Annotated in this window: 17 protein-coding genes; 7 read left to right on the top strand and 10 right to left on the bottom strand. The window is 70.4% G+C overall.

Features of this window, described 5'->3' with window-relative positions; genetic code table 11:
• Positions 1-69: 69 nt before the first annotated feature.
• From gmk to pyrR, 8 genes are read right to left on the bottom strand one after another with little or no spacing between them, the layout of a single operon-like run.
• The gene (gene gmk, locus ACU6RU_RS05290) at positions 70-966 is read right to left on the bottom strand and encodes a guanylate kinase (RefSeq protein WP_259455162.1); all 897 of its coding nucleotides are present in this window, start codon (positions 964-966) and stop codon (positions 70-72) included.
• Complete coding sequence (pyrF, locus tag ACU6RU_RS05285; RefSeq protein WP_289329602.1) at positions 959-1828, bottom strand: orotidine-5'-phosphate decarboxylase; 870 nt, start codon at positions 1826-1828, stop codon at positions 959-961. The genes gmk and pyrF overlap by 8 nt, the downstream gene beginning before the upstream one ends.
• Positions 1825-5112, bottom strand: a complete 3288-nt coding sequence (carB, locus tag ACU6RU_RS05280; protein WP_446726072.1) for a carbamoyl-phosphate synthase large subunit — start codon at positions 5110-5112, stop codon at positions 1825-1827. Before carB ends, pyrF begins: the two co-directional genes overlap by 4 nt.
• Positions 5112-6260 carry a glutamine-hydrolyzing carbamoyl-phosphate synthase small subunit gene (gene carA, locus ACU6RU_RS05275; RefSeq protein ID WP_434543633.1) on the bottom strand — a complete coding sequence of 383 codons (1149 nt, stop codon included), beginning with the start codon at positions 6258-6260 and terminating at the stop codon, positions 5112-5114. The genes carB and carA overlap by 1 nt, the downstream gene beginning before the upstream one ends.
• Positions 6257-6781, bottom strand: a complete 525-nt coding sequence (locus tag ACU6RU_RS05270) for a PH-like domain-containing protein (RefSeq protein ID WP_120262538.1) — start codon at positions 6779-6781, stop codon at positions 6257-6259. The genes carA and ACU6RU_RS05270 overlap by 4 nt, the downstream gene beginning before the upstream one ends.
• The gene (locus ACU6RU_RS05265; RefSeq protein ID WP_446726071.1) at positions 6778-8088 is read right to left on the bottom strand and encodes a dihydroorotase; all 1311 of its coding nucleotides are present in this window, start codon (positions 8086-8088) and stop codon (positions 6778-6780) included. The genes ACU6RU_RS05270 and ACU6RU_RS05265 overlap by 4 nt, the downstream gene beginning before the upstream one ends.
• Positions 8085-9050, bottom strand: a complete 966-nt coding sequence (locus ACU6RU_RS05260) for an aspartate carbamoyltransferase catalytic subunit (protein ID WP_120262536.1) — start codon at positions 9048-9050, stop codon at positions 8085-8087. Before ACU6RU_RS05260 ends, ACU6RU_RS05265 begins: the two co-directional genes overlap by 4 nt.
• Entirely contained in the window at positions 9047-9577 is a 531-nt protein-coding gene (gene pyrR / locus ACU6RU_RS05255) for a bifunctional pyr operon transcriptional regulator/uracil phosphoribosyltransferase PyrR (protein ID WP_120264288.1), read from the bottom strand. Before pyrR ends, ACU6RU_RS05260 begins: the two co-directional genes overlap by 4 nt.
• 144 nt (positions 9578-9721) lie before the next feature.
• Here pyrR and mvk point away from each other — a divergent pair, with 144 nt between their 5' ends.
• From mvk to ACU6RU_RS05225, 6 genes are read left to right on the top strand one after another with little or no spacing between them, the layout of a single operon-like run.
• Entirely contained in the window at positions 9722-10726 is a 1005-nt protein-coding gene (gene mvk / locus ACU6RU_RS05250; RefSeq protein ID WP_446726070.1) for a mevalonate kinase, read from the top strand.
• Complete coding sequence (gene mvaD, locus ACU6RU_RS05245) at positions 10723-11691, top strand: diphosphomevalonate decarboxylase (protein ID WP_289329606.1); 969 nt, start codon at positions 10723-10725, stop codon at positions 11689-11691. The genes mvk and mvaD overlap by 4 nt, the downstream gene beginning before the upstream one ends.
• Complete coding sequence (locus tag ACU6RU_RS05240) at positions 11688-12830, top strand: phosphomevalonate kinase (protein ID WP_446726069.1); 1143 nt, start codon at positions 11688-11690, stop codon at positions 12828-12830. The genes mvaD and ACU6RU_RS05240 overlap by 4 nt, the downstream gene beginning before the upstream one ends.
• Positions 12820-13899: a type 2 isopentenyl-diphosphate Delta-isomerase gene (fni, locus tag ACU6RU_RS05235; protein ID WP_289329608.1), complete on the top strand. Its 1080-nt coding sequence runs from the start codon at positions 12820-12822 to the stop codon at positions 13897-13899. Before ACU6RU_RS05240 ends, fni begins: the two co-directional genes overlap by 11 nt.
• Positions 13896-14942 carry a hydroxymethylglutaryl-CoA reductase gene (locus tag ACU6RU_RS05230; RefSeq protein WP_446726068.1) on the top strand — a complete coding sequence of 349 codons (1047 nt, stop codon included), beginning with the start codon at positions 13896-13898 and terminating at the stop codon, positions 14940-14942. Before fni ends, ACU6RU_RS05230 begins: the two co-directional genes overlap by 4 nt.
• Positions 14939-16093: a hydroxymethylglutaryl-CoA synthase gene (locus tag ACU6RU_RS05225; RefSeq protein ID WP_120262530.1), complete on the top strand. Its 1155-nt coding sequence runs from the start codon at positions 14939-14941 to the stop codon at positions 16091-16093. The genes ACU6RU_RS05230 and ACU6RU_RS05225 overlap by 4 nt, the downstream gene beginning before the upstream one ends.
• A gap of 170 nt (positions 16094-16263) precedes the next feature.
• Here the strand turns inward: ACU6RU_RS05225 and ACU6RU_RS05220 are convergent, their stop codons facing one another.
• Entirely contained in the window at positions 16264-19170 is a 2907-nt protein-coding gene (locus ACU6RU_RS05220) for a UPF0182 family membrane protein (RefSeq protein ID WP_120262529.1), read from the bottom strand.
• A gap of 42 nt (positions 19171-19212) precedes the next feature.
• On the bottom strand, positions 19213-20334 hold the full coding sequence (locus ACU6RU_RS05215) for a YlbL family protein (RefSeq protein WP_446726067.1): 1122 nt from the start codon (positions 20332-20334) through the stop codon (positions 19213-19215).
• Between the two features lie 125 nt (positions 20335-20459).
• On the opposite strand from ACU6RU_RS05215, the gene ACU6RU_RS05210 reads away from it, so the two are divergent.
• A complete protein-coding gene (locus ACU6RU_RS05210; protein WP_289329612.1) occupies positions 20460-21875 on the top strand; it encodes a zinc-dependent metalloprotease in 1416 nt (471 codons plus the stop codon).
• Positions 21876-21968 lie beyond the last annotated feature (93 nt).

The following is a 21968-nucleotide window of genomic DNA, read 5'->3' as shown; positions in this document are numbered from 1 at the left end:
TCCGGGATCGATGTCGGTGGAGAGTCTGCTGCCGCGCCGCAGGCGCAGGCATCCCCCCAGTCTACGCGATCAGTTCGCCAGCGCGGCGACCTCGTCGGCCGCGCGGGCGACGGTGTCGTTGACGACGCGGTAGTCGAACTCGTTCTGCGAGGCGAGTTCCACGCGCGCTGTGCGCAGACGGCGGGCCCGTTCCTCCGCATCCTCGGTGCCGCGGCCGACGAGCCGATCGACCAGCTCGTCCCAGCTCGGGGGCAGCAGGAAGACCAGGGTCGCGTCGGGCGCGGCGGCGCGGACCTGACGGGCTCCCTGCAGGTCGATCTCGAGGAGCACCGTGCGCCCCTCGGCCAGTGCCGCCTCGATGGGTGCCTTGGGGGTGCCGTACCGATGACGGTTGTGCACCGTCGCCCATTCGAGAAGCTCCCCCTCGGCGACGAGGCGGTCGAACTCGGCGTCGTCGACGAAGTAGTAGTGCTCGCCGTCGACCTCGCCCGGTCGCGGCGCCCGGGTGGTCGCCGACACCGACAGCAGGATCTCCGGGTGGTTGTCGCGGATGTGGGCGGCGACCGTCCCCTTGCCGACGGCGGTCGGCCCGGCCAGCACGAGCAGCCGGGAACGCCCGGTGCGCGGCTGGGGCTCGGGGAGGCGGGCATCGAGGAACCGCTGCAACGCGAGCCGCTGGCGCGAGCCGAGACCGCCGAGGCGTTTGACGGGTGAGATGTCGAGGTCCGCGAGGATGCGGTCGCGCTTGTTCTCACCGATCGCCGGGATCGCGGTGAGGAAGTCCGTGACCCGCATCGCGCCAGCGGCCGACTCGGGATCGGCGAGGGCACGCCGCAGCAGCTCCTGAGGCGAGATGACGCGCATCGCGACGTCCTTCTTCAGCGCTGCCCGCTCACGGCGCGCGGCGACGGCGCGACGCGAGGCTGCCGCACGGTCGACCTCGGGCGGGTGGGGACGATCAGCCACGGGTTTCCTCCTCTGCCTCCGCCAGCTCGCGGCGGTGCGCGTCGATGGCGCCCACGATGCCATCGGGACCGGCCGTGAGAACACTGCGGCTCGCGCTCGCGATCACCTGGCCCGCGTGCGCGCCGAACACCGACCGCAGGTCGCCGAGCGCCACCCCCTGCGCACCGAAGCCGGGCGCGAGGATCGGTGCGCCGCGCAGTGACTCGTCGGCGAGACCGAGCTCGCCGCGGTCGACGGTCGCCCCGACGACCAGTCCGACGTGACCGAGCGTTCCCGCGTCGGCGGCCGACCGGTTGGCCCAGCCGACGCCGGACGCGACCCAGTCCGCGACCGTCTGACCGCGTCGCGCGTCCACCGCGGTGACCTCCGCGGACTGCAGGCCGTATGCCTCGGGATTGCTGGTCGCAGCGAGAACGAAGACGCCCTTGCCGGCACGCGCGGCGCCGGCGATCGCGCCGCGGAGAGAGCCGGGGCCGAGGTACGGACTCACCGTCACGGCATCCGCCTCCAGCGGCGCGCCCGGCTCGAGCCACGCCGCGGCGTAGCCGTCCATCGTGCTGCCGATGTCTCCGCGCTTCGCATCCGCGATCACGATGAGCCCCGCGTCACGTGCTGCAGCCTGCACCTCTTCGAGGGCGGCGAAGCCGGCCGATCCGTATCGCTCGAAGAACGCGACCTGCGGTTTGACGACCCCGACACGGCCGCGCGCGGCATCGACCACGCGCATGCCGAACTCGCGCACGCCCGCGGCTGAGGCCGGAAGGCCCCAGTCCGCGAGCAGTGCCGCGTGCGGGTCGATGCCGACGCAGAGCGGCCCGTATGTCTCGAGCGCGCCGGACAGACGCTCCCCGAATGCGGTCACCGGCGCCCTGCCCGTTCGAGGGCGTAGTCCTGCAGGCTCTTCACCTGGAAGCCCTCGCGGAGGACGGGCAGCGCGCTGACGGCGGCACCGAGGACGGCCATCGTGGTGAACAGGGCGCGGTCGCCGGCGACGGCAGCGGCTCGGATCTCGTAACCGTCGGCGCGAGCGACACCGCCCGACGGCGTGTTCACGACCATGTCGATCTCACCGGCGTTGATCAGGTCGACGACGTTGCGCTCACCCGAGGCCTGCGTCTCGGAGTACTTGCCCACGACCTCGACGCGGATGCCGTTGCGGGCCAGGATCTCCGCGGTGCCCTCCGTCGCGACCAGCCGGAACCCGAGCTCCTGCAGCCGGTGGGCGGGGAGGATGACGGCCCGCTTGTCGTCGTCGGCCACGGAGAGGAACACCGTCCCCGAAGTCGGCATCCCGCCGTAGGCGGCCGCCTGGCTCTTGGCGAAAGCGGTCGGGAAGTCGCGGTCGATGCCCATCACCTCACCCGTGGACCGCATCTCGGGCCCGAGGACCGAGTCGACGGTGCGTCCGTCGGCGGTGCGGAACCGCTTGAAGGGCAGGACGGCCTCCTTCACCGCGACCGGCGCGTCGAGCGGGACGCGCGAGCCGTCTTCGGCGGGAAGCAGACCCTCGGCCTTGAGCTCGGCGATGGACGAGCCGGCCATGATCCGCGACGCGGCCTTGGCGAGCGGGATGCCCAGCGCCTTCGACACGAACGGCACCGTGCGGCTCGCGCGAGGGTTGGCCTCGATGACGTAGAGCACACCCGCCGACACGGCGAACTGCACGTTGAGCAGACCGCGCACGCCCACGCCCCGTGCGATCGCGAGAGTCGCATCGCGCACCCGATCGATCTCGGTGCGTCCGAGCGACATCGGCGGCAGCGTGCAGCTCGAGTCGCCGGAGTGGATGCCGGCTTCCTCGAGGTGCTCCATGACGCCGCCGATGTAGAGCTCGTCACCGTCGAACAGCGCGTCGACGTCGAGCTCGACCGCATCATCGAGGAAGCGATCGACCAGCAGCGGAAGGCCCGGGCCGATGATCGCCTGGTCGGCCACCCGAACGAAGTAGTCGCGCAGGCTCTCGGTGTCGTAGACGATCTCCATGCCGCGTCCGCCCAGGACGAAGCTCGGGCGCACGAGCACGGGGTAACCGATCGACTCGGCGACCTCGACAGCCCCGTCGACGTCGATCGCGGTGCCGTTGCGAGGGGCGACGAGCCCTGCTTCGTCGAGCAGACGCGAGAAGAGCTCGCGCTCCTCGGCGAGATCGATCGCCTCGGGCTGGGTGCCGAGGATGCTGTACCCGGCGGCCTCGATGCCCTTCGCGAGCCCGAGCGGCGTCTGTCCGCCGAGCTGGCAGATGACCCCGAGGATCGTGCCCGACTGCGACTCGGCGTGCAGCACCTCGAGGACGTCCTCGAGGGTCAGCGGCTCGAAGTAGAGTCGATCGCTCGTGTCGTAGTCGGTCGAGACCGTCTCGGGGTTGCAGTTGACCATGATCGTCTCGTACCCGGCATCCGCCAGCGCGAAGCTCGCATGCACGCACGAGTAGTCGAACTCGACGCCCTGACCGATGCGGTTCGGGCCCGAGCCGATGATGACGACCTTGGTGCGATCGGACGGTGTGACCTCGGTCTCGGTGTCGTACGACGAGTAGTGGTACGGCGTGAGCGCGGGGAACTCGCCGGCACAGGTGTCGACCGTCTTGAAGACCGGGCGCAGGCCGAGGGCGTAGCGGATGCCGCGCACCTCTTCTTCGGTGGTGCCGCGGAGCTGCGCGATCTGGGCATCGCTGAACCCGTGGTCCTTGGCCGTGCGGATGACGTGCTCGTCGAGCTCGCCGGCGCCGGCGACGAACGCGGCGACCTCGTTGATGAGCGCGATCTGGTCGAGGAACCACGGGTCGATCGCGGTGGCTTCGAAGGCCTGCTCGATCGATGCACCCTTGCGCATCGCCTGCTGCAGCACGACGATACGGCCGTCGGTCGGGGTCTTGGCGATCTCGAGCAGCTCGTCCACCGACCGCTCCTCGTCGCCCCAGTGGAAGCTCGAGCCTCGCTTCTCGAGCGATCGCAGGGCCTTCTGGAGCGCCGTGGCATAGTTCCGTCCGATGGCCATCGCCTCGCCGACCGACTTCATGGTGGTCGTGAGCGTGGTGTCGGCGGCCGGGAACTTCTCGAAGTTGAAGCGCGGCACCTTCACGACCACGTAGTCGAGGGTCGGCTCGAAGCTCGCCGGGGTGACCTTGGTGATGTCGTTCGGGATCTCGTCGAGGCGGTAGCCGATCGCCAGCTTCGCAGCGATCTTCGCGATGGGGAATCCGGTCGCCTTCGACGCCAGCGCCGACGAACGCGACACGCGCGGGTTCATCTCGATGACGATGATGCGACCCGTCTGCGGATCGACAGCGAACTGGATGTTGCAGCCACCGGTGTCGACGCCGACGGCGCGGATGATGTCGATGCCGATGTCGCGCATCTTCTGGTACTCGCGGTCGGTGAGGGTCAGCGCCGGGGCGACGGTGATCGAGTCGCCGGTGTGGACGCCGACCGGATCGACGTTCTCGATGGAGCACACGACCACGGTGTTGTCGGCCGAGTCGCGCATGAGCTCGAGCTCGTACTCCTTCCAACCGAGGATCGACTCCTCGAGCAGGACCTCGGTCGTCGGCGAGTCGCGCAGGCCCGCCCCGGCGATGCGGCGAAGGTCCTTCTCGTCGTACGCGAAGCCGGAGCCGAGTCCGCCCATCGTGAAGGACGGGCGCACGACGAGCGGGTAGCCGAGCTCGGCGGCCCCGGCGAGCACCTCGTCCATCGTGTGGCAGATGCGGCTGTCGGCGACATCCGCTCCCGAGTCGATGACGAGCTGCTTGAAGATCTGGCGATCCTCGCCCTTGTTGATCGCCTCGAAGTTCGCACCGATCAGCTCGATGTCGTACTTCTCGAGGATGCCGTGCTTGTGCAGGTCGATCGCGGCGTTGAGCGCGGTCTGGCCGCCCAGCGTCGGCAGGATCGCGTCGGGGCGTTCCTTCGCGATGATCGTCTCGATGACCTGCCACGTGATCGGCTCGATGTAGGTGGCGTCGGCGAAGTCGGGATCGGTCATGATCGTCGCCGGGTTCGAGTTGACGAGGATGACGCGGACGCCCTCCTCGCGGAGCACGCGGCACGCCTGGGTGCCGGAGTAGTCGAATTCGCAGGCCTGGCCGATGACGATCGGGCCCGACCCGATGACGAGGACGCTCTGGATATCGTCGCGCTTGGGCATCAGTTCTTGTTCTCCTGGGTCGCGATCACGAGGTCGCGGAAGCGGTCGAAGAGGTAGTTGGCATCGTGCGGTCCGGCGGCGGCCTCCGGGTGGTACTGCACCGAGAAGGCCGGCAGGTCGAGGGCGCGCAGGCCCTCCACGACGTTGTCGTTGAGGCCGACGTGGCTGACCTCGACGCGGCCGAAGCCGGCCGGGCTGTCGACGACGCCCTCGATGGGCGCATCGACGGCGAAGCCGTGGTTGTGCGCGGTGATCTCGACGCGTCCGGTCTGCTTGTCGAGCACGGGCTGATTGATGCCGCGGTGGCCGAAGGGCAGCTTGTACGTGCCGAAGCCGAGGGCGCGGCCGAGGAGCTGGTTGCCGAAGCAGATGCCGAAGAACGGCAGCTTGTCGGCGAGCACGCCCCGCAGCAGCTCGACGTGGCGGTCGCTCGCGGCCGGGTCGCCGGGGCCGTTGGAGTAGAACACCGCGATGGGGTCGATCGCGCGCAGCTGCTCGAGGGTCACGTCCTGAGGCAGCACGTGGACGTCGAACCCGCGGGCGGCGAGATTGTTCACCGTCGCCTGCTTGACCCCGAGGTCGAGCACCGCGAGGTTTCCGAGCCGCTCCCCCGTTGCCGGCGTCACCTCGGCGGCGGGCACCGATACCTCAGCCGAGAGGTTGCGACCGGTCATCTCGGGCGCCTCCCGGACGATGCGCAGCTGCTCGTCGGGATCGATGTCGGCGGCGTCACCGCTGAAGACGCCGCCGCGCATCGATCCCGCCGAGCGCAGGACGCGGGTGACGGCGCGCGTGTCGATGCCGCTGATGCCGACGATGCCGTCGCGCTCGAGCGACTCGTCGAGAGAGTTCTCCGAGCGCCAGTTCGACACGACGCGCGAGGGGTCGCGGACGATGTATCCGGCGACCCAGATGCGGCGCGACTCGACGTCCTCGCCGTTCATGCCGGTGTTCCCGATGTGGGGGGCGGTCTGCAGCACGATCTGACCGGCGTAGGACGGGTCGGTGAGGGTCTCCTGGTAGCCGGTCATGCCGGTGGCGAAGACGACCTCTCCGAGAGTGGTGCCGCGCGCGCCGTAGGCGCGGCCGATGTGGCGGGATCCGTCCTCGAGCACGAGCACGGCGGGGTCGCGGGTGAACAGTGTCACGCGTCGCCTCCTGGGGTCTGGGTGGGGGTCACGATGGTCTGGATGGCATCGGCCAGCGCACGGGCCGATGCGGTCTGGGGTCGGAAGTAGCTGTCGACGGTCGTCTCGTCGTCGATCAGCCAGCTCAGGCGCGTCAGGCCCCGCTTCTCGACGACGCGGTCGATCGCGACGGTGGCCTGATCGACGGAGACGACGCGCGCGGCGGGGATGAACAGGCGCGGCTGACCGGTCAGGTCGATGGCCACGCCGGCATCCGCACCGCCCGCGGCGACGATGACGTCGACACGGGAGCGGAATCCGAGCCCGCGGATGGCGAGGCGCTCGAGCGGCTCGTCGTGGCGGGTCGTCGCGACGTAGAGTCCCGAGATCGCCGCCGTCTGCACGGCTCCCGCGGGCAGTTCGCCGAACGGTGCCGTGAGGCCGCTGTCGCGCCTCGTTCGTCGTCGCCAGGCCCAGACCCCGAGTGCGAGCAGCACCAGGGCGACAGCGACCATGACGAGCAGGGCGCCCTCGCGGCTCACGCGCGCGCTCCCGGCCGGTCGAGCAGACCGCCGTCGGCGACCGTCGCCGTGCCGCGGAAGAACGTCCAGCGCACCTCGCCGGGCAGCTCGCGGTCGAGATAGGGCGAGTTGACGCTGCGTCCGCGGAGGTCGGCATCCGTGAACGTGCGCACCGGGCGCGGATCGTAGAGCGTGAACGACGCGGGGCGGCCCGCCTCCAGCGGCGTGCCCGCGTCGGTCAGGCGACCGATCCGGGCAGGGGCCGCCGAGAGCACGCGGGCGACGTCGTCCCACCCGAGCATCCCGGTGTCGACGACCGCCTGCTGCACGACGCGCAGTGCGGACTCGAGGCCCACCATCCCGTTGGCGGCCGCGGCCCATTCGCAGCTCTTCGCCTCGGCGGGGTGCGGTGCGTGGTCGGTCGCGACGATGTCGATCGTGCCGTCGGCGAGCCCCTCGCGCACCGCCTGCACGTCTTCGTCACGCCGGAGGGGCGGGTTGACCTTGAAGCGGGCGTCGTAACCGCGAACGAGTTCCTCGGACAGCAGCAGGTGATGGGGTGTGACCTCGGCGGTCACGTTGACGCCGCGCCTCTTGGCCCACCGGATGATGTCGACGGAGCCGGCCGTCGACAGGTGGCAGACGTGCAGACGCGACCCGACGTGCTCGGCCAGCAGCACGTCGCGCGCGATGATCGACTCCTCGGCGACCGCCGGCCACCCGGTCAGGCCGAGCTCGGCCGACACGGTGCCCTCGTTCATCTGGGCGCCCTCGGTCAGCCGCGGGTCCTGCGCATGCTGCGCCACGACGCCGTCGAACGACTTCACGTACTCCAGGGCGCGACGCATGATGAGGGGGTCGAAGACGCAGAACCCGTCGTCGCTGAAGACACGGACTCGTGCGCGCGAGGCGGCCATCGCCCCGAGCTCGGCCAGTCGCTCGCCCTTCTGCCCGATCGTCACGGCCCCGATGGGCTGCACATGGACGTACCCGGCGGCCTCGCCGAGGGCGAGCTCCTGCTCGACGACGCCGGCGGTGTCGGCGACGGGCGAGGTGTTCGGCATGGCGAAGACGGTCGTGAAACCCCCCGCCGCGGCGGCCCGCGAGCCGGTGAGGATGGTCTCGGAGGCCTCGTAGCCCGGCTCGCGCAGATGCGTGTGCAGGTCGACCAGCCCGGGGAGCGCCACGAGCCCGTCGGCGTCGACCACGGTCGCCCCGTCGGCGCTGAGACCCGAGCCGACCTCGGTGATCATCCCGTCGGCGATCACCATGTCGACGGCGTCGCCCCCGGCGCGGCGCGCTCCGCGGATGAGGAAGCTCTCGCTCATCGTCCGTCCTCCTCAGCTTCGGTGCGCTCGCCCGCCAGCAGCAGGTAGAGCACGGCCATCCGCACCGAGACGCCGTTCGCGACCTGCTCGAGCACGGTCGAGCGCGGCGAATCGGCGGCGGCGGCGGAGATCTCCATCCCCCGGTTCATCGGGCCGGGGTGCAGGACAATGCTATCGGCCGGAAGGGCCGCCAGTCGCGCGGCATCCAGCCCCCACATGCGCGAATACTCCCGTTCAGTCGGGAAATACGCCGCGTTCATGCGCTCGAGCTGGATGCGCAGCATCATGAGCGCGTCGGGCCTCTCGGCAAGGGCCTCGTCGAGGTCGTAGGCCACACGCACGGGCCATGCCGAGACGTCCTGCGGGACGAGCGTGGGCGGCGCGACGAGCGACACCTCGGCGCCCAGCGTCGTCAGGAGCCAGACGTTCGACCGCGCGACGCGCGAATGGAGGATGTCGCCGACGATCGTGACCCGCAGACCCGCGAGGTCGCGACCGCGGCTGTCGTCGCCGAAGAATCGTTTGCGGATCGTGAACGCGTCGAGCAGGGCCTGCGTCGGATGAGCGTGCGTGCCGTCGCCGGCGTTGACGACTCCCGCGCTGATCCAGCCGCTGGTAGCCAGGGTCTGCGGCGCACCGGACGCGCCGTGGCGGATCACGACGGCGTCGGCGCCCATGGCCTGCAGCGTCTGCGCGGTGTCCTGCAGCGACTCGCCCTTGGAGACCGACGAACCCTTGGCCGAGAAGTTGATGACGTCGGCCGAGAGGCGTTTCGCCGCCGCCTCGAACGAGATCCGAGTGCGGGTGGAGTCCTCGAAGAACAGGTTCACGACCGTCTTGCCCCGGAGCGTGGGGAGCTTGCGCACCTCGCGCTGCTGCGTGGCGGACATGTCCTCGGCGACGTCGAGGATACGGAGCGCGTCGAGCCGGTCGAGGGTCTTGGTGTCGAGCAGGTGCCTCATGATCCGATCGTCACCTCTTCGACGCCGTCGATCTCGCGCAGGCGCACGTTCACCCGCTCATCGCGGGCGCTGGGCAGGTTCTTGCCGACGAAGTCGGGCCGGATCGGCAGCTCACGGTGGCCGCGGTCGACCAGAGCTGCCAGTCGCACCGCCGCGGGGCGGCCGACGTCCTGCAATGCGTCGAGGGCCGCCCGGATCGACCTCCCCGAGAACAGCACGTCGTCGACGAGGACGACCACCTTGCCGTCGACGCCGCCGGCGGGGATCGCCGTCGGCTGCGGAGCTCGTGTCGGATTGCGGTGCAGATCGTCGCGATACATCGTCACATCGAGTGCTCCGACCGGGACGACCGTCCCGGAGATCTCCGCGAGGAGAGAGCCGATGCGTGCGGCGAGGGGAACTCCCCGCCGCGGGATGCCGAGGATGACGAGGTCGGCGGGGCCCCTGTTGGATTCGAGGATCTCGTGGGAGATCCTCGTCAGGGCCCGGGCGATGTCGGCTTCATGCAGCACGGTGCGCGTGCTCATCCGCCGCTCCCTTCTCCGCCTCACAGGACGGTGTTAAAGGTTGCTGGGTGCGGCGCCCATGATAGCGGTCGCGACCGCGTCCGGTCGCATCGGCGCACACTCGGGTCCCGCCCCGGGGCGGACTGTTACGCTCGACGAAATTCCATGACTGCACCGACCGACGTCCCCATCGCACCGGACGCCCGTCTGCACGTGGCAACGCACGGCTCGGCCGCGGAGCCCGGAGCAACGGGCCGCGCCGGTGCGAAGGCTATCCTCCTGGGCGAGCATGCCGTCGTCTACGGTCGCCCGGCGATCGCTATCCCCGTCCGCGCTCTCGGTGTCGAGGCGCACGCGCATCCGACGGACGGTCGCGGTCATCTCGCCAGCACCCTGTATCACGGGCCCATCGCGCACGCCCCGGACCGGCTGAACGTGACGCTGACGGCCATGCGGGCAGCGCTCGCCGCCGCCGGCAGGCCGGACGCCGCCCTCGACATCTCCATCGACAGCAGCATCCCTGCCGAACGCGGGCTGGGATCGAGCGCCGCCGTGTCGGCGGCGGTCATCGAAGCGGTGCTGGGCGCGTGCGGCCTCGCGGCCGACGACGAGATGATGCACGAGCTGATCCAGACCGCCGAGCGCGCCGCCCACGGCGCGCCGAGCGGACTCGACGCCCGCACGGTGCGCGCTCGCAAGGCGGTGTGGTTCGACCGGGGCCGCATCGAGCCCGTCTCCGTGGGCGCTGATCTCGTCTTCGTGATCGCCGACACCGGGGTCCGCGGCCGGACGCGCGAGGCCGTCGCCGCCGTCGCCGAACGCCGCGAGAGCGATCCGGCAGGCGTGGAATCGACCCTCGACGAACTTGGCGAGCTCGCCACCGCGCTGCGCGGCGACGTCTCGACCGGTGATCGCGAGGCGATCGGCGGCGCGATGAGCCGCGCCCACGTGCTCCTCAACGGGCTCGGGGTCGGCGATCCGGCCCTCGACCAACTCGTGCACGCGGCGATGGCAGGCGACGCGCTCGGAGCCAAACTGACCGGCGGCGGTCGCGGCGGCTGCGTCCTCGCTCTCGCCCGCGACACCGCCGCCGCAGCCGAGCTCGGCGAACGACTCACCCGCGCCGGCGCCGCCGCGGTCTGGACCACCACCGTCGAAGGAGCCGCATGAGCACCGCGACAGCCATCGCGCATCCGAACATCGCGCTCGTGAAGTACTGGGGCAAACGCGACAGCGTGTTGAACCTCCCCGCCACGGGGAGCCTCTCGATGACGCTCGACATCTTCCCCACCACCACGACCGTGAGCCTCGACGAGACCGCGACCGGTGACGTCCTCGTGTTCAACGGCGACGAGCGGGTCGACGGGCCCGCCGAGCGCGTCTCGCGATTCCTCGACATCGTGCGGGAGCTCGCGGGCAGCTCGGTCGCGGCTCGGGTCGACACCGTCAACACGGTCCCGTCAGCCGCGGGGCTCGCATCGTCGGCCTCGGGCTTCGCGGCTCTGGCCGTGGCTGCCGCCCGCGCGTACGGGCTCGATCTCGACACCCGCGCCCTCAGTCGCCTCGCCCGGCGCGGCTCGGGGTCCGCATCACGGTCGGTCATACCCGGTTTCGCGATCTGGCATGCGGGCGACAGCGACGAGACCTCTTTCGCGGAGCCCGTCGACGCGCCCGACCTCGCGATGGTCGTCGCCATGGTCGAGAAGCGAGAGAAGCCGGTCTCCAGCCGCGAGGCCATGCGCCGCACGGTGCTCACGTCACCGTTCTACCCGGCGTGGGTCTCCTCGACGGCAGAGAGTCTCGAGGCCGCGGCGGAGGCGTGCCGCGCGGGTGACGTCGAGCGGCTTGGACGCATCACCGAGGTGAACGCCCTGCGGATGCACGCGCTGATCCAGTCGTGCGACCCGCCGATCCGCTACCTCAGCCCCGTCAGCGTCGAGATCTTCGACCGTGTCGCAGCCCTGCGCGAAGCCGGTGTCGAAGCCTGGGCGACCGCGGACGCCGGTCCGAACGTCGTCGTGCTGACCCGGCCTGACGCGGTCAGCGCTGTGACCGCGTCGCTCGACGGGCTCGCCGAGCTCGCCGTCGCCCGCCCGGGCCCCGCCGCCGCTCTGGTGACGCGAGCAGGCGAATGACGCCTGCCGACCCGACCGGCGCGATCGTCGTGCACGCGCCCGGCAAGCTCTTCATCGCGGGTGAGTACGCTGTCGTCTCCCCCGGCGAGCCCGCCGTACTCATCGCCGTCGACCGATACCTGACGGTGTCACTCACCGAGAGCGTCGACGAGGGCAGCATCCACTCGCCCGAGTACAGCAGGATGCCGGTGCGCTGGACCCGCGGCCAGGACGGGCTGACCCTCGACCGCGAGCACCATCCGTACGACTACGTCATCGCTGCGATCGAGGCATCCGAGCGGCTGCGCGCCGAACGGGGCCTGCGTCCGCGTTTCTTCGACCTGTTCATCGAGAGCGGCCTCGACGATCCCAGCGGCCGCAAGTTCGGGCTCGGGTCGTCAGCCGCCGTGACCGTCGCGACGATCGCCGCGATCGACCGGTTCTACGGCTTCGACCTCGGCACCCGCGGGCGCTACGAGCTCGCGATGCTCGCCACCATCGCCGTCGCCCCGAACGCTTCGGGAGGCGACGTCGCCGCGAGCACCTACGGCGGGTGGATCGGGTACCGCTCGCCCGATCGAGAGCGGCTGCGCGCGGCACGACGCGAGCGCGGCGTCGCAGCGGTGCTCGGATCGGATGCCTGGGACGGCGCGGAGATCATCCGCCTCACTCCCCCGTCCGGCCTCGACCTGATCGTCGGGTGGACTGGGCACCCTGCCTCCACCGAGCGCCTGGTGAGCGGCGTCTCGCGCGGCACGAACGTCGCCGGCGACGCGCACACCGGGTTCCTCGAGGCCTCACGCGCATGCGTCGGCGACCTGTGGCGCGCACTCGCCGTCCGCCCCGATGACGCCGGCCGCGCGGGATCCGACGACGGGCTCGCTCTCGACGCGCTGCGCCGCAACCGACGTCTCCTGCAGGCGCTCGGGGCGCGGACGGGCGTGACCATCGAGACCGACCGGCTGCGCGTCCTGTGCGATGCGGCCGAGGCGATCGGCGCCGCCGGTAAGCCTTCCGGCGCCGGTGGCGGCGACTGCGGCATCGTCCTCGCGCCCGCCGACTCCGACGTCGCCGGGATGCTGCGGGTCTGGGAGACCAACGACATCCGACACCTCACGATCGGCGTGCACCCGCCGGAAGGAGAGCACCATGCCGGCTGAACAGGCCTCCGAGCGCAAGGACGACCACGTCCGTCTGGCCGCCGCACAGCAGAAGGAGTCGCCCCGACCCAATGGCTGGGACGACGTGCGTTTCGTCCACCACGCCCTCGCGGGTGTCGATGCCGACCGCGTCGACCTCGGCGTCGAGGTCGCCGGGACGCGCTGGGCACTGCCGTTCTACGTCAACGCCATGACCGGAGGCAGCGCTTCGACCGGCGCGATCAACCGCGACCTCGCGATCGCCGCGCGCGAGACGGGCGTCGCGATCGCCTCCGGTTCGCTGAGCATCGCGCTCGACAATCCCGAGCTGATGGGGACCTTCCGCGTCATTCGCGACGAGAACCCCGATGGCTTCGTCATGGCCAACGTCGGTATCGAGCGCTCGCCCGAGGACGCGCAGCGTGCCGTCGACGCCCTGGCGGCCAACGCCCTCCAGGTGCATGTCAATGCGATGCAGGAGACCGTCATGCCCGAGGGCAGCCGCTCGTTCTCGAGCTGGCCGGCATCCCTCGAAGCCATCGTCGCCGCCGTCGACGTCCCCGTCGTGGTGAAGGAGGTCGGATTCGGCCTGAGCGCCGAGACGCTCTCCCGGCTCGGTGGCATGGGCGTGCGCTTCGCCGACGTCTCGGGGGTCGGCGGGACCGACTTCATGCGCATCGAGAACGACCGCCGCTCGGGCCGCGACTACGCCTACCTCGCCGGGTGGGGGCAGTCGGCCGTCGAATGCCTGCTGGAGGCACCGGCCGACGCTCCCGTGCTGCTCGCTTCGGGAGGGGTCCGGACCCCCCTCGACGTCGCCCGCGGTCTCGCGCTCGGCGCCCGAGCGGTCGGCGCGTCCGGGTCGTTCCTGTCCGTCGTGCTCGACGGGGGCGCGGAAGCGCTGATTTCTCGCATCCGGGAATGGTCAGACCACCTCACGGCGTTGCATTCGCTGGTGGGGGCGACCCGTCCGGACGACCTCCGCCGAACCGACCTGATCATCCACGGACGCGCGGCGGAGTACGCCCGCGCCCGGGGCATCGACATCGACAGCCTGGCGCACCGCGCCGGCGGGAAGGACCCGCGATGAGCGCCGAGTTCACCCCGATCCCCCTCCGCTGGGTGGGGCCGCTCCGGCTGACCGGTGACGTCGAGACCGAGCAGGAGGTGCCCCTCGCGACCTACGAATCGCCGCTGTGGCCCTCGGTCGGACGGGGAGCGCGCATCTCCCGGCTCGTCGACGACGGCATCCGGGTGACGGTGGTGGACGAGCGGATGACGCGCTCGTCGCTCTTCGTCGCCGAGACCGCTGCCGCCGCCGTCGCCGCCTCCCGCGCGATCGTCGCACGCTTCGACGAGCTCGCCGCAGCCGTCTCCGAGCGCAGCCGGCATGCGAAGCTCATCGATCTCGACACCGAGATCGTCGGCAACCTCCTGTACGTGCGCTTCGCGCTGACGACGGGCGACGCCTCGGGCCACAACATGGTGACCTTCGCCGCGGAGACCCTGATGGAGCGGGTTCTCTCGTGGCACCCCGAGCTCTCGTACGGCTCGATCTCGGGCAACTACTGCACCGACAAGAAGGCCACCGCCGTCAACGGCATCCTCGGACGCGGGCGCAACGTCATCGCCGAGATCCTCATCCCGGCCGAACTGGTCGACAAGCAACTGCGTTCGACCGCGCAGCGCATCGTCGACCTCAACGTGCAGAAGAACCTCGTCGGATCGACCATCGCGGGCGCGCTGCGTTCGGCCAACGCCCACTACGCCAACATGCTCCTGGCGTTCTACCTGGCCACGGGTCAGGATGCCGCCAACATCGTCGAGGGCTCCCAGGGGTTCACGTGGGCCGAGGTGCGCGGAGACGGCGACCTGTACTTCTCGTGCACTCTCCCCCACCTCATCGTCGGCACCGTCGGCAACGGCAAGGACCTGCCGGCCGTCGACGACGCCCTCGCCCGCCTCGGCTGCCGCGAAGAGCGCCCCTCCGGCGAGAACGCCCGGCGCCTCGCCGGTCTGATCGCCGCCACCGTCCTCTGCGGTGAGCTCTCCCTGCTCGCCGCCCAGACCAACCCCGGGGAGCTCATGCAGTCGCACCTGCTCCTCGAGCGCCGGAAGGATTCCACGAAGTGACCACCATCGGCATCCACGACCTCGCCGTCGCCACCGCCTCGCACGTCGTCGAGCTCGACGACCTCGCGGCACGCGCCGACATCGATCCCGCGAAGTTCCGCATCGGGCTCGGTCAGGAGCAGATGAGCATCCCGGGCCTCGACGAAGACATCGTCACGATGGGAGCCGCCGCCGCGCAGCGCATCATCGACCGCCACGGCGTCGACGGCATCCGTACGCTGTTCTTCGCGACCGAGACCGGCATCGACCAGTCGCGCGCAGCCGGCGTGCACGTGCACGAGCTGCTCGGTCTGCCCCGGTCGGTACGCGTCGTCGAGCTGAAGCAGGCCTGCTACTCCGCGACGGCCGCTCTTCAGGCGGCTGCGGGTCTCATCGCACGCAACCCCGACGAGCGTGTGCTCGTCATCGCGAGCGACGTCGCCCGTTACGAGCTCGACACCGCGGCCGAGCCCACGCAGGGTGCCGGGGCGGTCGCCTTCCTCGTCTCCGCCGACCCGGCCATCGCGGTCCTCGAGACCGCTGCGGGCGTCTACACCGCCGAGGTCGACGACTTCTGGCGGCCGAACGACAGCGTGACTGCCGTCGTCGACGGAAAGCTCTCGGTCAGCGCCTACCTCGACGGCGTCGCCGGCGCGTGGGATGACTACCGCTCGCGCGGCGGAGTCGACATCGACCAGATCGACTGGTTCTGCCACCACCAGCCGTTCACCAAGATGGCGGTCAAAGCGCACCGCGCTCTCGGGCAGCACCTGGGCGTCGAGCTCGACCCGGAGCTGGTGACGGCCACGACAGGCTACAACCGCCGGATCGGCAACTCGTACACCGCATCGCTCTACATCGCCCTGGCCGCGCTCCTCGAAGGCGAGAACGACCTCACGGGATCGCGCATCGGCCTGTTCAGCTACGGTTCGGGGTCGGTGAGCGAGTTCTTCACGCTCGTCGTGCAGCCGGGTTACCGCGACGCGACGCGCGGAGCGGAGACCGAGGCCATCCTCGCCGCACGCACCCCGGTCGACGTCCCGACCTACCGCGACCTCCACGATGCGGCGCACCGCGACAGCACCGTCGACGTGACGATCGCCCCCGAGTCCCCCGGTCCGTTCCACTTCGCCGGCCTCTCGGCCCGGGCCCGCCGCTACACCCGCGACTGACCCTCCCCTCTCACCGCACGCTCCGCGAGAGCGCGCGAACGCACGGTTCCAGCCCCCTGGCACCGTGCGTTCGTGCATCCTGGCCACTCGGCCCGGGGTAGGGCGCAGGGCGGGGCTCACGCAGAGAGGGCCCCGACCGGAGTCGGGGCCCTCTCTGCGTTGCGGGTGGGTCAGTTCTGGCCCTGCTCACCGAGCTCGAGCAGGCGCGAGATCGCCTCCGTGAGCTTGGCATCCGCTGCACCGTACGCCGCCCAGTCAGCGTTCTGCATCGCCGTGTTTCGCTCGGCGAGAGCATCGCGCGCCTGGTTCAGCGCCGCCTGGTAGTCCGCGGCGGGTGTCGTCGGCGCAGTCCCGCCGTCACCGGTGCCCGGAGTCGCCTCGTCGCCGGGGCTCGGCTCGGGCACGACATCCGTGTCTCCCGTGCTCGCGCCCGAGTCACCGCCGAACAGCTTGTCGAGGGCCGCTTGCAGGGTGTCCTCGAAAGCGACCTGATCGCCGAAACCGACGAGCACCTTCTGCAGCGTCGGGAGCTTTGTCGCCCCGCTCGACTGCACGAACACAGGCTGCACGTAGAGCAGGCCGCCGCCGACGGGCAGCGTCAGGAGGTTGCCGTTGATGACCTCGGACTGTCCCTGACGCAGGATGTTCGAGAACGACGACACGACGGGGTCGGCGTTGAACGTGTTCTGCACCTGGCCGGGGCCGGGGACGGGCGTCTCGGCATTGACCTCGAGCATCCGCAGCTTGCCGTACTCACCGCTGACGACACCCGCTTCGGAACCGGCGTCGGAGTCGACCGAGAGGTAGCCCATCAGAACGTTACGGGTGTCCTGACCACCGGGGATGAAGGACGAGAACATCGAGTACGACGGCGCGTCCTGGCCGGGCATCTTCATCGTCAGGTAGTACGGCGGCTGCAGCTGCGTGTCCTGCTGCGGGTCGTTCGGCGTCTTCCACGCGTTGTCGCGCGAGTAGAACGACTGCGCCGTGTCGACGTGGTAGGTGCCGAGCATCGCGCGCTGCACCTTGAACAGGTCGGTGGGGTACCGGACATGGCTCATGAGATCGCCGCTCATGTCGCTGATCGGCTTGAGCGTGTTGGGGTAGACCTTCTGCCAGGCCTGCAGCAGCGGGTCGGTCTCGTCCCACGCGTACAGCGTCACCTCGCCCGAGTACGCGTCGACCGTCGCCTTCACCGAGTTGCGGATGTAGTTGATGTTGTCGAGTGCGACGCGGGGCTGCGGGTTCGACGAATCCGAGATCGCGTCGCTGAGGCTGACGATCGACGAGTACGGGTAGTTGGCACTCAACGTGTAGCCGTCGACGATCCACACGATGCGCCCGTCGACGACCGAGGGGTACGGGTCGTTGTCGAGCTCGAGGTACGGCGCCACCTTCTGCACGCGCGTCGCGGGGTCGCGGTCGTAGAGGATCTGCGAGTCGTCGTTGATGGCGTCCGAGAACAGGATGTCCGTCGACTGGAACTTCAGCGAGTAGATCAGACGGTGGAAGACGTCGCCGATCGAGGGACCGCCGTCGCCCTCGAACGTCGTCTTCGTCTGGCTCTCGCCCTCCTGACCGCGCGGGTAGTCGAGCTCGATGGGCGACGAGCCCTCGGGGGCGCCGACGATCGAGTACGTGGGCGAGAACTCGCCGAAGTACACGCGCGGCTCGTACGCCTGGCCGGCCGTCAGCTCTCCGGATGCCGGGATGCCGCGCTCGACGAAGACCGGGTTGCCGTCGGCCGTGCGCTCGTTGCCCTTGGCGGCCACCATGCCGTAGCCGTGGGTGTAGACGAGGGTCGTGTTGTACCACGAGGCCGCGTCACCGAGCTGGTTGACGTTGAGCTCGCGAACCGAGACGACGGTGTCCTGCGACTGTCCGTCGATCTCGTAGCGGTCGACGTCGAGAGGCTCGGCGAACTGGTAGTACGAGCGGTACTGCTCGATCTGGCGCACCGTCGGTCCGATGATGGCGGGGTCCATGATGCGGATCGACGCGGTCGTGTCTGCATCGGCGCGCAGCTGACCCGGCTCGACGTCGGTGACGGCCTGGAAGTCGGTCTTCTCGAGTCCGGCGATGCCGTACGCGGCCTTCGTGCCCTCGATGTTGCGCTCGTAGTACTGCGACTCGAGCGTCAGCTGGTTCGGACGCACCTGCACGTTGTTGACGAACCACGGGTAGGCGACGCCGACCACGAGGGAGGTCACGACCAGGAGCCCCGTGCCGATGAGCGGGAAGCGCCAGCGGCCGATGATCGCGGTGACGAAGAAGAGCACCGCCACGATCGCAGCGGCGATCGCGAGGATCGTCTGCCCGGGGATGACGGCGTTGACGTCCACGTACGCGGCGCCCGTGATGCGGTCGTTCGGCGTGACCAGGGTGCGGTATCGGTCGATCCAGATGCTCACGCCCTGGACCAGCAGGTAGATGCCGGCGATGACGGCGAGCTGGATGCGCGCCGACTTCGAGATCCGCAGCTCGCGCTGTCCGACCCGGACGGAGCCGTACAGGTACGACACGAGGGCGGTCACCAGCAGGCACACGATGACGATCGCCGAGACGAACCCCACGGCCGCCGAGAGGAACGGCAGCGTGAAGAGGTAGAAGCCGGTGTCGAGCCCGAACTGCGGGTCGGTGGTGCCGGTGGTGCCCCCGTTGAGCCAGAGCGCCACGGTCTCCCATTGCGCGGATGCTGCGAAGCCGGCGAAGAACCCGAAGAAGGTCGGGATACCCCACATGCCCAGACGGCGCAGCGGCTCGACGACCTCCTGATAGCGGTCGAGCTGCGAGCTCAGACGCGCGTACACCGGCCGCAACCGGTACGCGAGCTGGATCGAGAGCCAGACGGGTACCGCCATCGCGACGAATCCGACGACGAACATGATCGCGCGAGCGGTCCACTGGGTCACCAGTACACCGTCGAAGCCGAGTTGCCGGAACCACAGCCAATCGGCGTAGAGGCTCGCGAAGATGAAGAAGGCCACCACCACGGCCGCGATGACGGCGAGGGTGATGCCGACGGCGCGGCGGGATCTGCTGGGTGTGGCCGGGTTCGGCGCTGAGGTCGTGGTCACCTCTCCATCCTAGGCGCCGCCCGCTGGGGGGGAAGCCGAGGCTCAGTCGGCGGTGCAGGTCGGGAGGGCGTCGAGGTCGCCGCCCTCGCTGACGGCCTCGACGACCGAGAGGGCGTCGTCGAGATCCGCGACCGAGAACACCCGGAGTCCGTCGGGGATGTGGCCGACGACCTCGTTGCAGTTGCGCTGGGGCGCGAGGAACCAGTCCGCGCCGGCGTCCTTGGCGCCGTAGAGCTTCTGACGAATGCCGCCGATCGGGCCGACGTTGCCTTCGGCATCGATCGTCCCGGTCCCCGCGAACCGTTCGCCACCGGTGAGCTCGCCCGGCGTCAGGGTGTCGATGATGCCCAGGGCGAACATCATCCCCGCGCTCGGGCCGCCCACGTTGTCGAGCTGGAGGGTGACGTCGATCGGGAAGTCGAAGTCCTGCGCGATCGTGACACCGATGACCCACCGGGTCTCGCCGTCCGTCGTCATCTGCGTCGGGGTGACCTCGACGGTGCGCTGCTGCCCCGCGCGGTCCACGTCGAGGCTGAGCGGACGTCCACCGGCGGCGTTGACGGCGGCGCGCAGTGCCGCGGTGGTGGCGACGGGCTCACCGTCGACGGAGCGGATAACGTCATCGGGCTCGAGGAGGCCCGTCGCGGGTGAGTCGTCGGCGAGTCGATACACACGCACGAGCGAGGTGACGTCGTAGCCGAGTTCGCTCAGCGCCGCGGCGGTCGCCTCCTTCTGCGAGTCGACCATGAGGGCGGCGTTCTCGTCGTTGCGCTGCTCGGTCGTGACGCCCTCGGGGAAAATCTCGTCTATCGGGACGACCGCGCGCGCGGGATCGAACCAGGCGGCGGCGAGCTCCAGCCACGATGGCGTGCGTTCGCGATTTCCCAGCACCTCGACCGTCAGCAGGTCGAGCGTGCCCGACGTCGGGAACGTCTCGGCGCCCTCGACGCTGATGAGCGGCCGCCGTTCCCCGTCACCGGAGGAGACCGACCCGAGGGTGTCGTAGACGGGGCCGGGACGCTGGATCACGAACGAGGTCGGCACGATCGTCAGAACCAGCAGTGCGACGAGGGAGAAGGACACCGCCCAGAGACCCGCGAGCGAGGCCCGGCTCATACGGCGTCGGGGCGCGGGGGCGGAGGCGTTCTCGTCGAAAAGTGACACGTGCTGCTTTCTGGTCCCGGTCGTTCGCGACCGGCGAAAGCGAACGGGGTCCGTTCGCGCCGTGCGACGAGGTCGTGCGGCTAGCGTAGAACGCGAGCTGACCGCCCTGCTGAAAGGCGCCTGACATGGCTGATGACGACCGCTCTCCCGAGGACGAGTTCCAGGAGATGCTCCGCAACCTGCTCGGCCAGGGCGGCTCCCTGGGGCCCGAGCAGCTCGAACGCCTGTCGGCGATGGGCGTCGACCCCGCGATGCTGCAGCAGATGATGCATCATCTGCAGGGCGCCTTCGCTGCCGGCGGCGACGGCGGGGTCGACTGGAGCGCGACCCGCACGCAGGCCCTCCACCTCGCCAACAAAGACGGTCACGGCATCAGCGCCGGCGATCGCCAGGACTTCTCCGAGGCCTTCGCCCTGGCGACGCTGTGGCTGAGCGAGGCCACGACGATCTCCGACCTGCCCACCCCGCCCCGGGCGCTGACGCGCGGCGCCTGGGTCGAGGCGACGCTTCCGGTGTGGCAGGAGCTCGCCGAGCCGGTCGCCACCTCCGTCGCCGATGCGCTGACCGCCGCACTCGAGTCGCAGGCTCCGGAAGAGATGCAGAGCATGATCGCCGGCGCCGGCCGCCTGATGCGCACGGTGGGCGGCTCGCTGTTCGCCGCGCAGCTGGGCGCGGTGGTCGGCAAGCTCTCGCTCGAGGTCGTCTCGGGCGGTGACGTCGGCATCCCCGTCATGCCCGATGGCGAAGCGGCGATCCTCCCCCAGAATTTCGCTGACTTCGGTCGCGACCTCGGCATCGACGACGAGCAGCTGGCCCTGTCGCTCGCGACCCGCGAGCTCGCGCACGCGCGGCTGTTCCGTCATGCCCGCTGGCTGCGGCTGCACGTCATCTCGCAGGTCACGGACTTCGCCCGCGGCATCCACGTCGACACCGATGCCCTCGAGGAGTTGGCGTCGCGCTTCGACCCCTCCCAGCCCGAAGAGCTGCGGCAGGCCCTCGAGAGCGGGGTGCTGCTCCCCCAGCGCTCCGAAGCACAGGCGGCCGCGCTCACCCGGCTCGAGCACCTGCTCGCGACGATCGAGGGCTGGGTCGACGTCGTCTCCGCCGACGCGACGACCCGGCTTCCGGCGGCCGACCGGATCGCCGAGGCGGTGCGCCGGCGCCGGGCCGTCGGTGGCCCCGCCGAACAGGCGATGGCGTCGCTCGTGGGACTCGAGTTGCGTCCGCGTCGCCTCCGCGAGGCCGCGGCGATGTGGCGTGCGATCACGGATGCCGTCGGCGCCGACGCCCGCGACAGCCTCTGGGACTACCCGGACCTCATGCCCACCCCTGCCGATGTGGACGATCCTGCTGCGCTCATCGGACGCCTGCAGGCGCGGGCGCGAGGCGAGGCTCCCGAGCGTGACGAGATGGACGACGCACTCGACGCGCTGCTCGCCTCTGCCGCGGCCGGAGACGACGCGGGCGGCACGACCGGCGAGGAGCCCGGCGATGCGCGCGGCCGACGCGACGACGGCCCCGAAGGTCCCACACCCGTCTGACGAGCGACCCACGACCGGCCTCCGGGCGCTGCTCCTCCCCAGGGGGGCGCGGTGGCCGGCGCGGCACGCGCCTGTGGAGACACCGGCGAGTCG

This window comes from Microbacterium sp. F1-18 (assembly GCF_052921305.1).
This window is presented reverse-complemented; position numbering and strand designations above follow the sequence as displayed.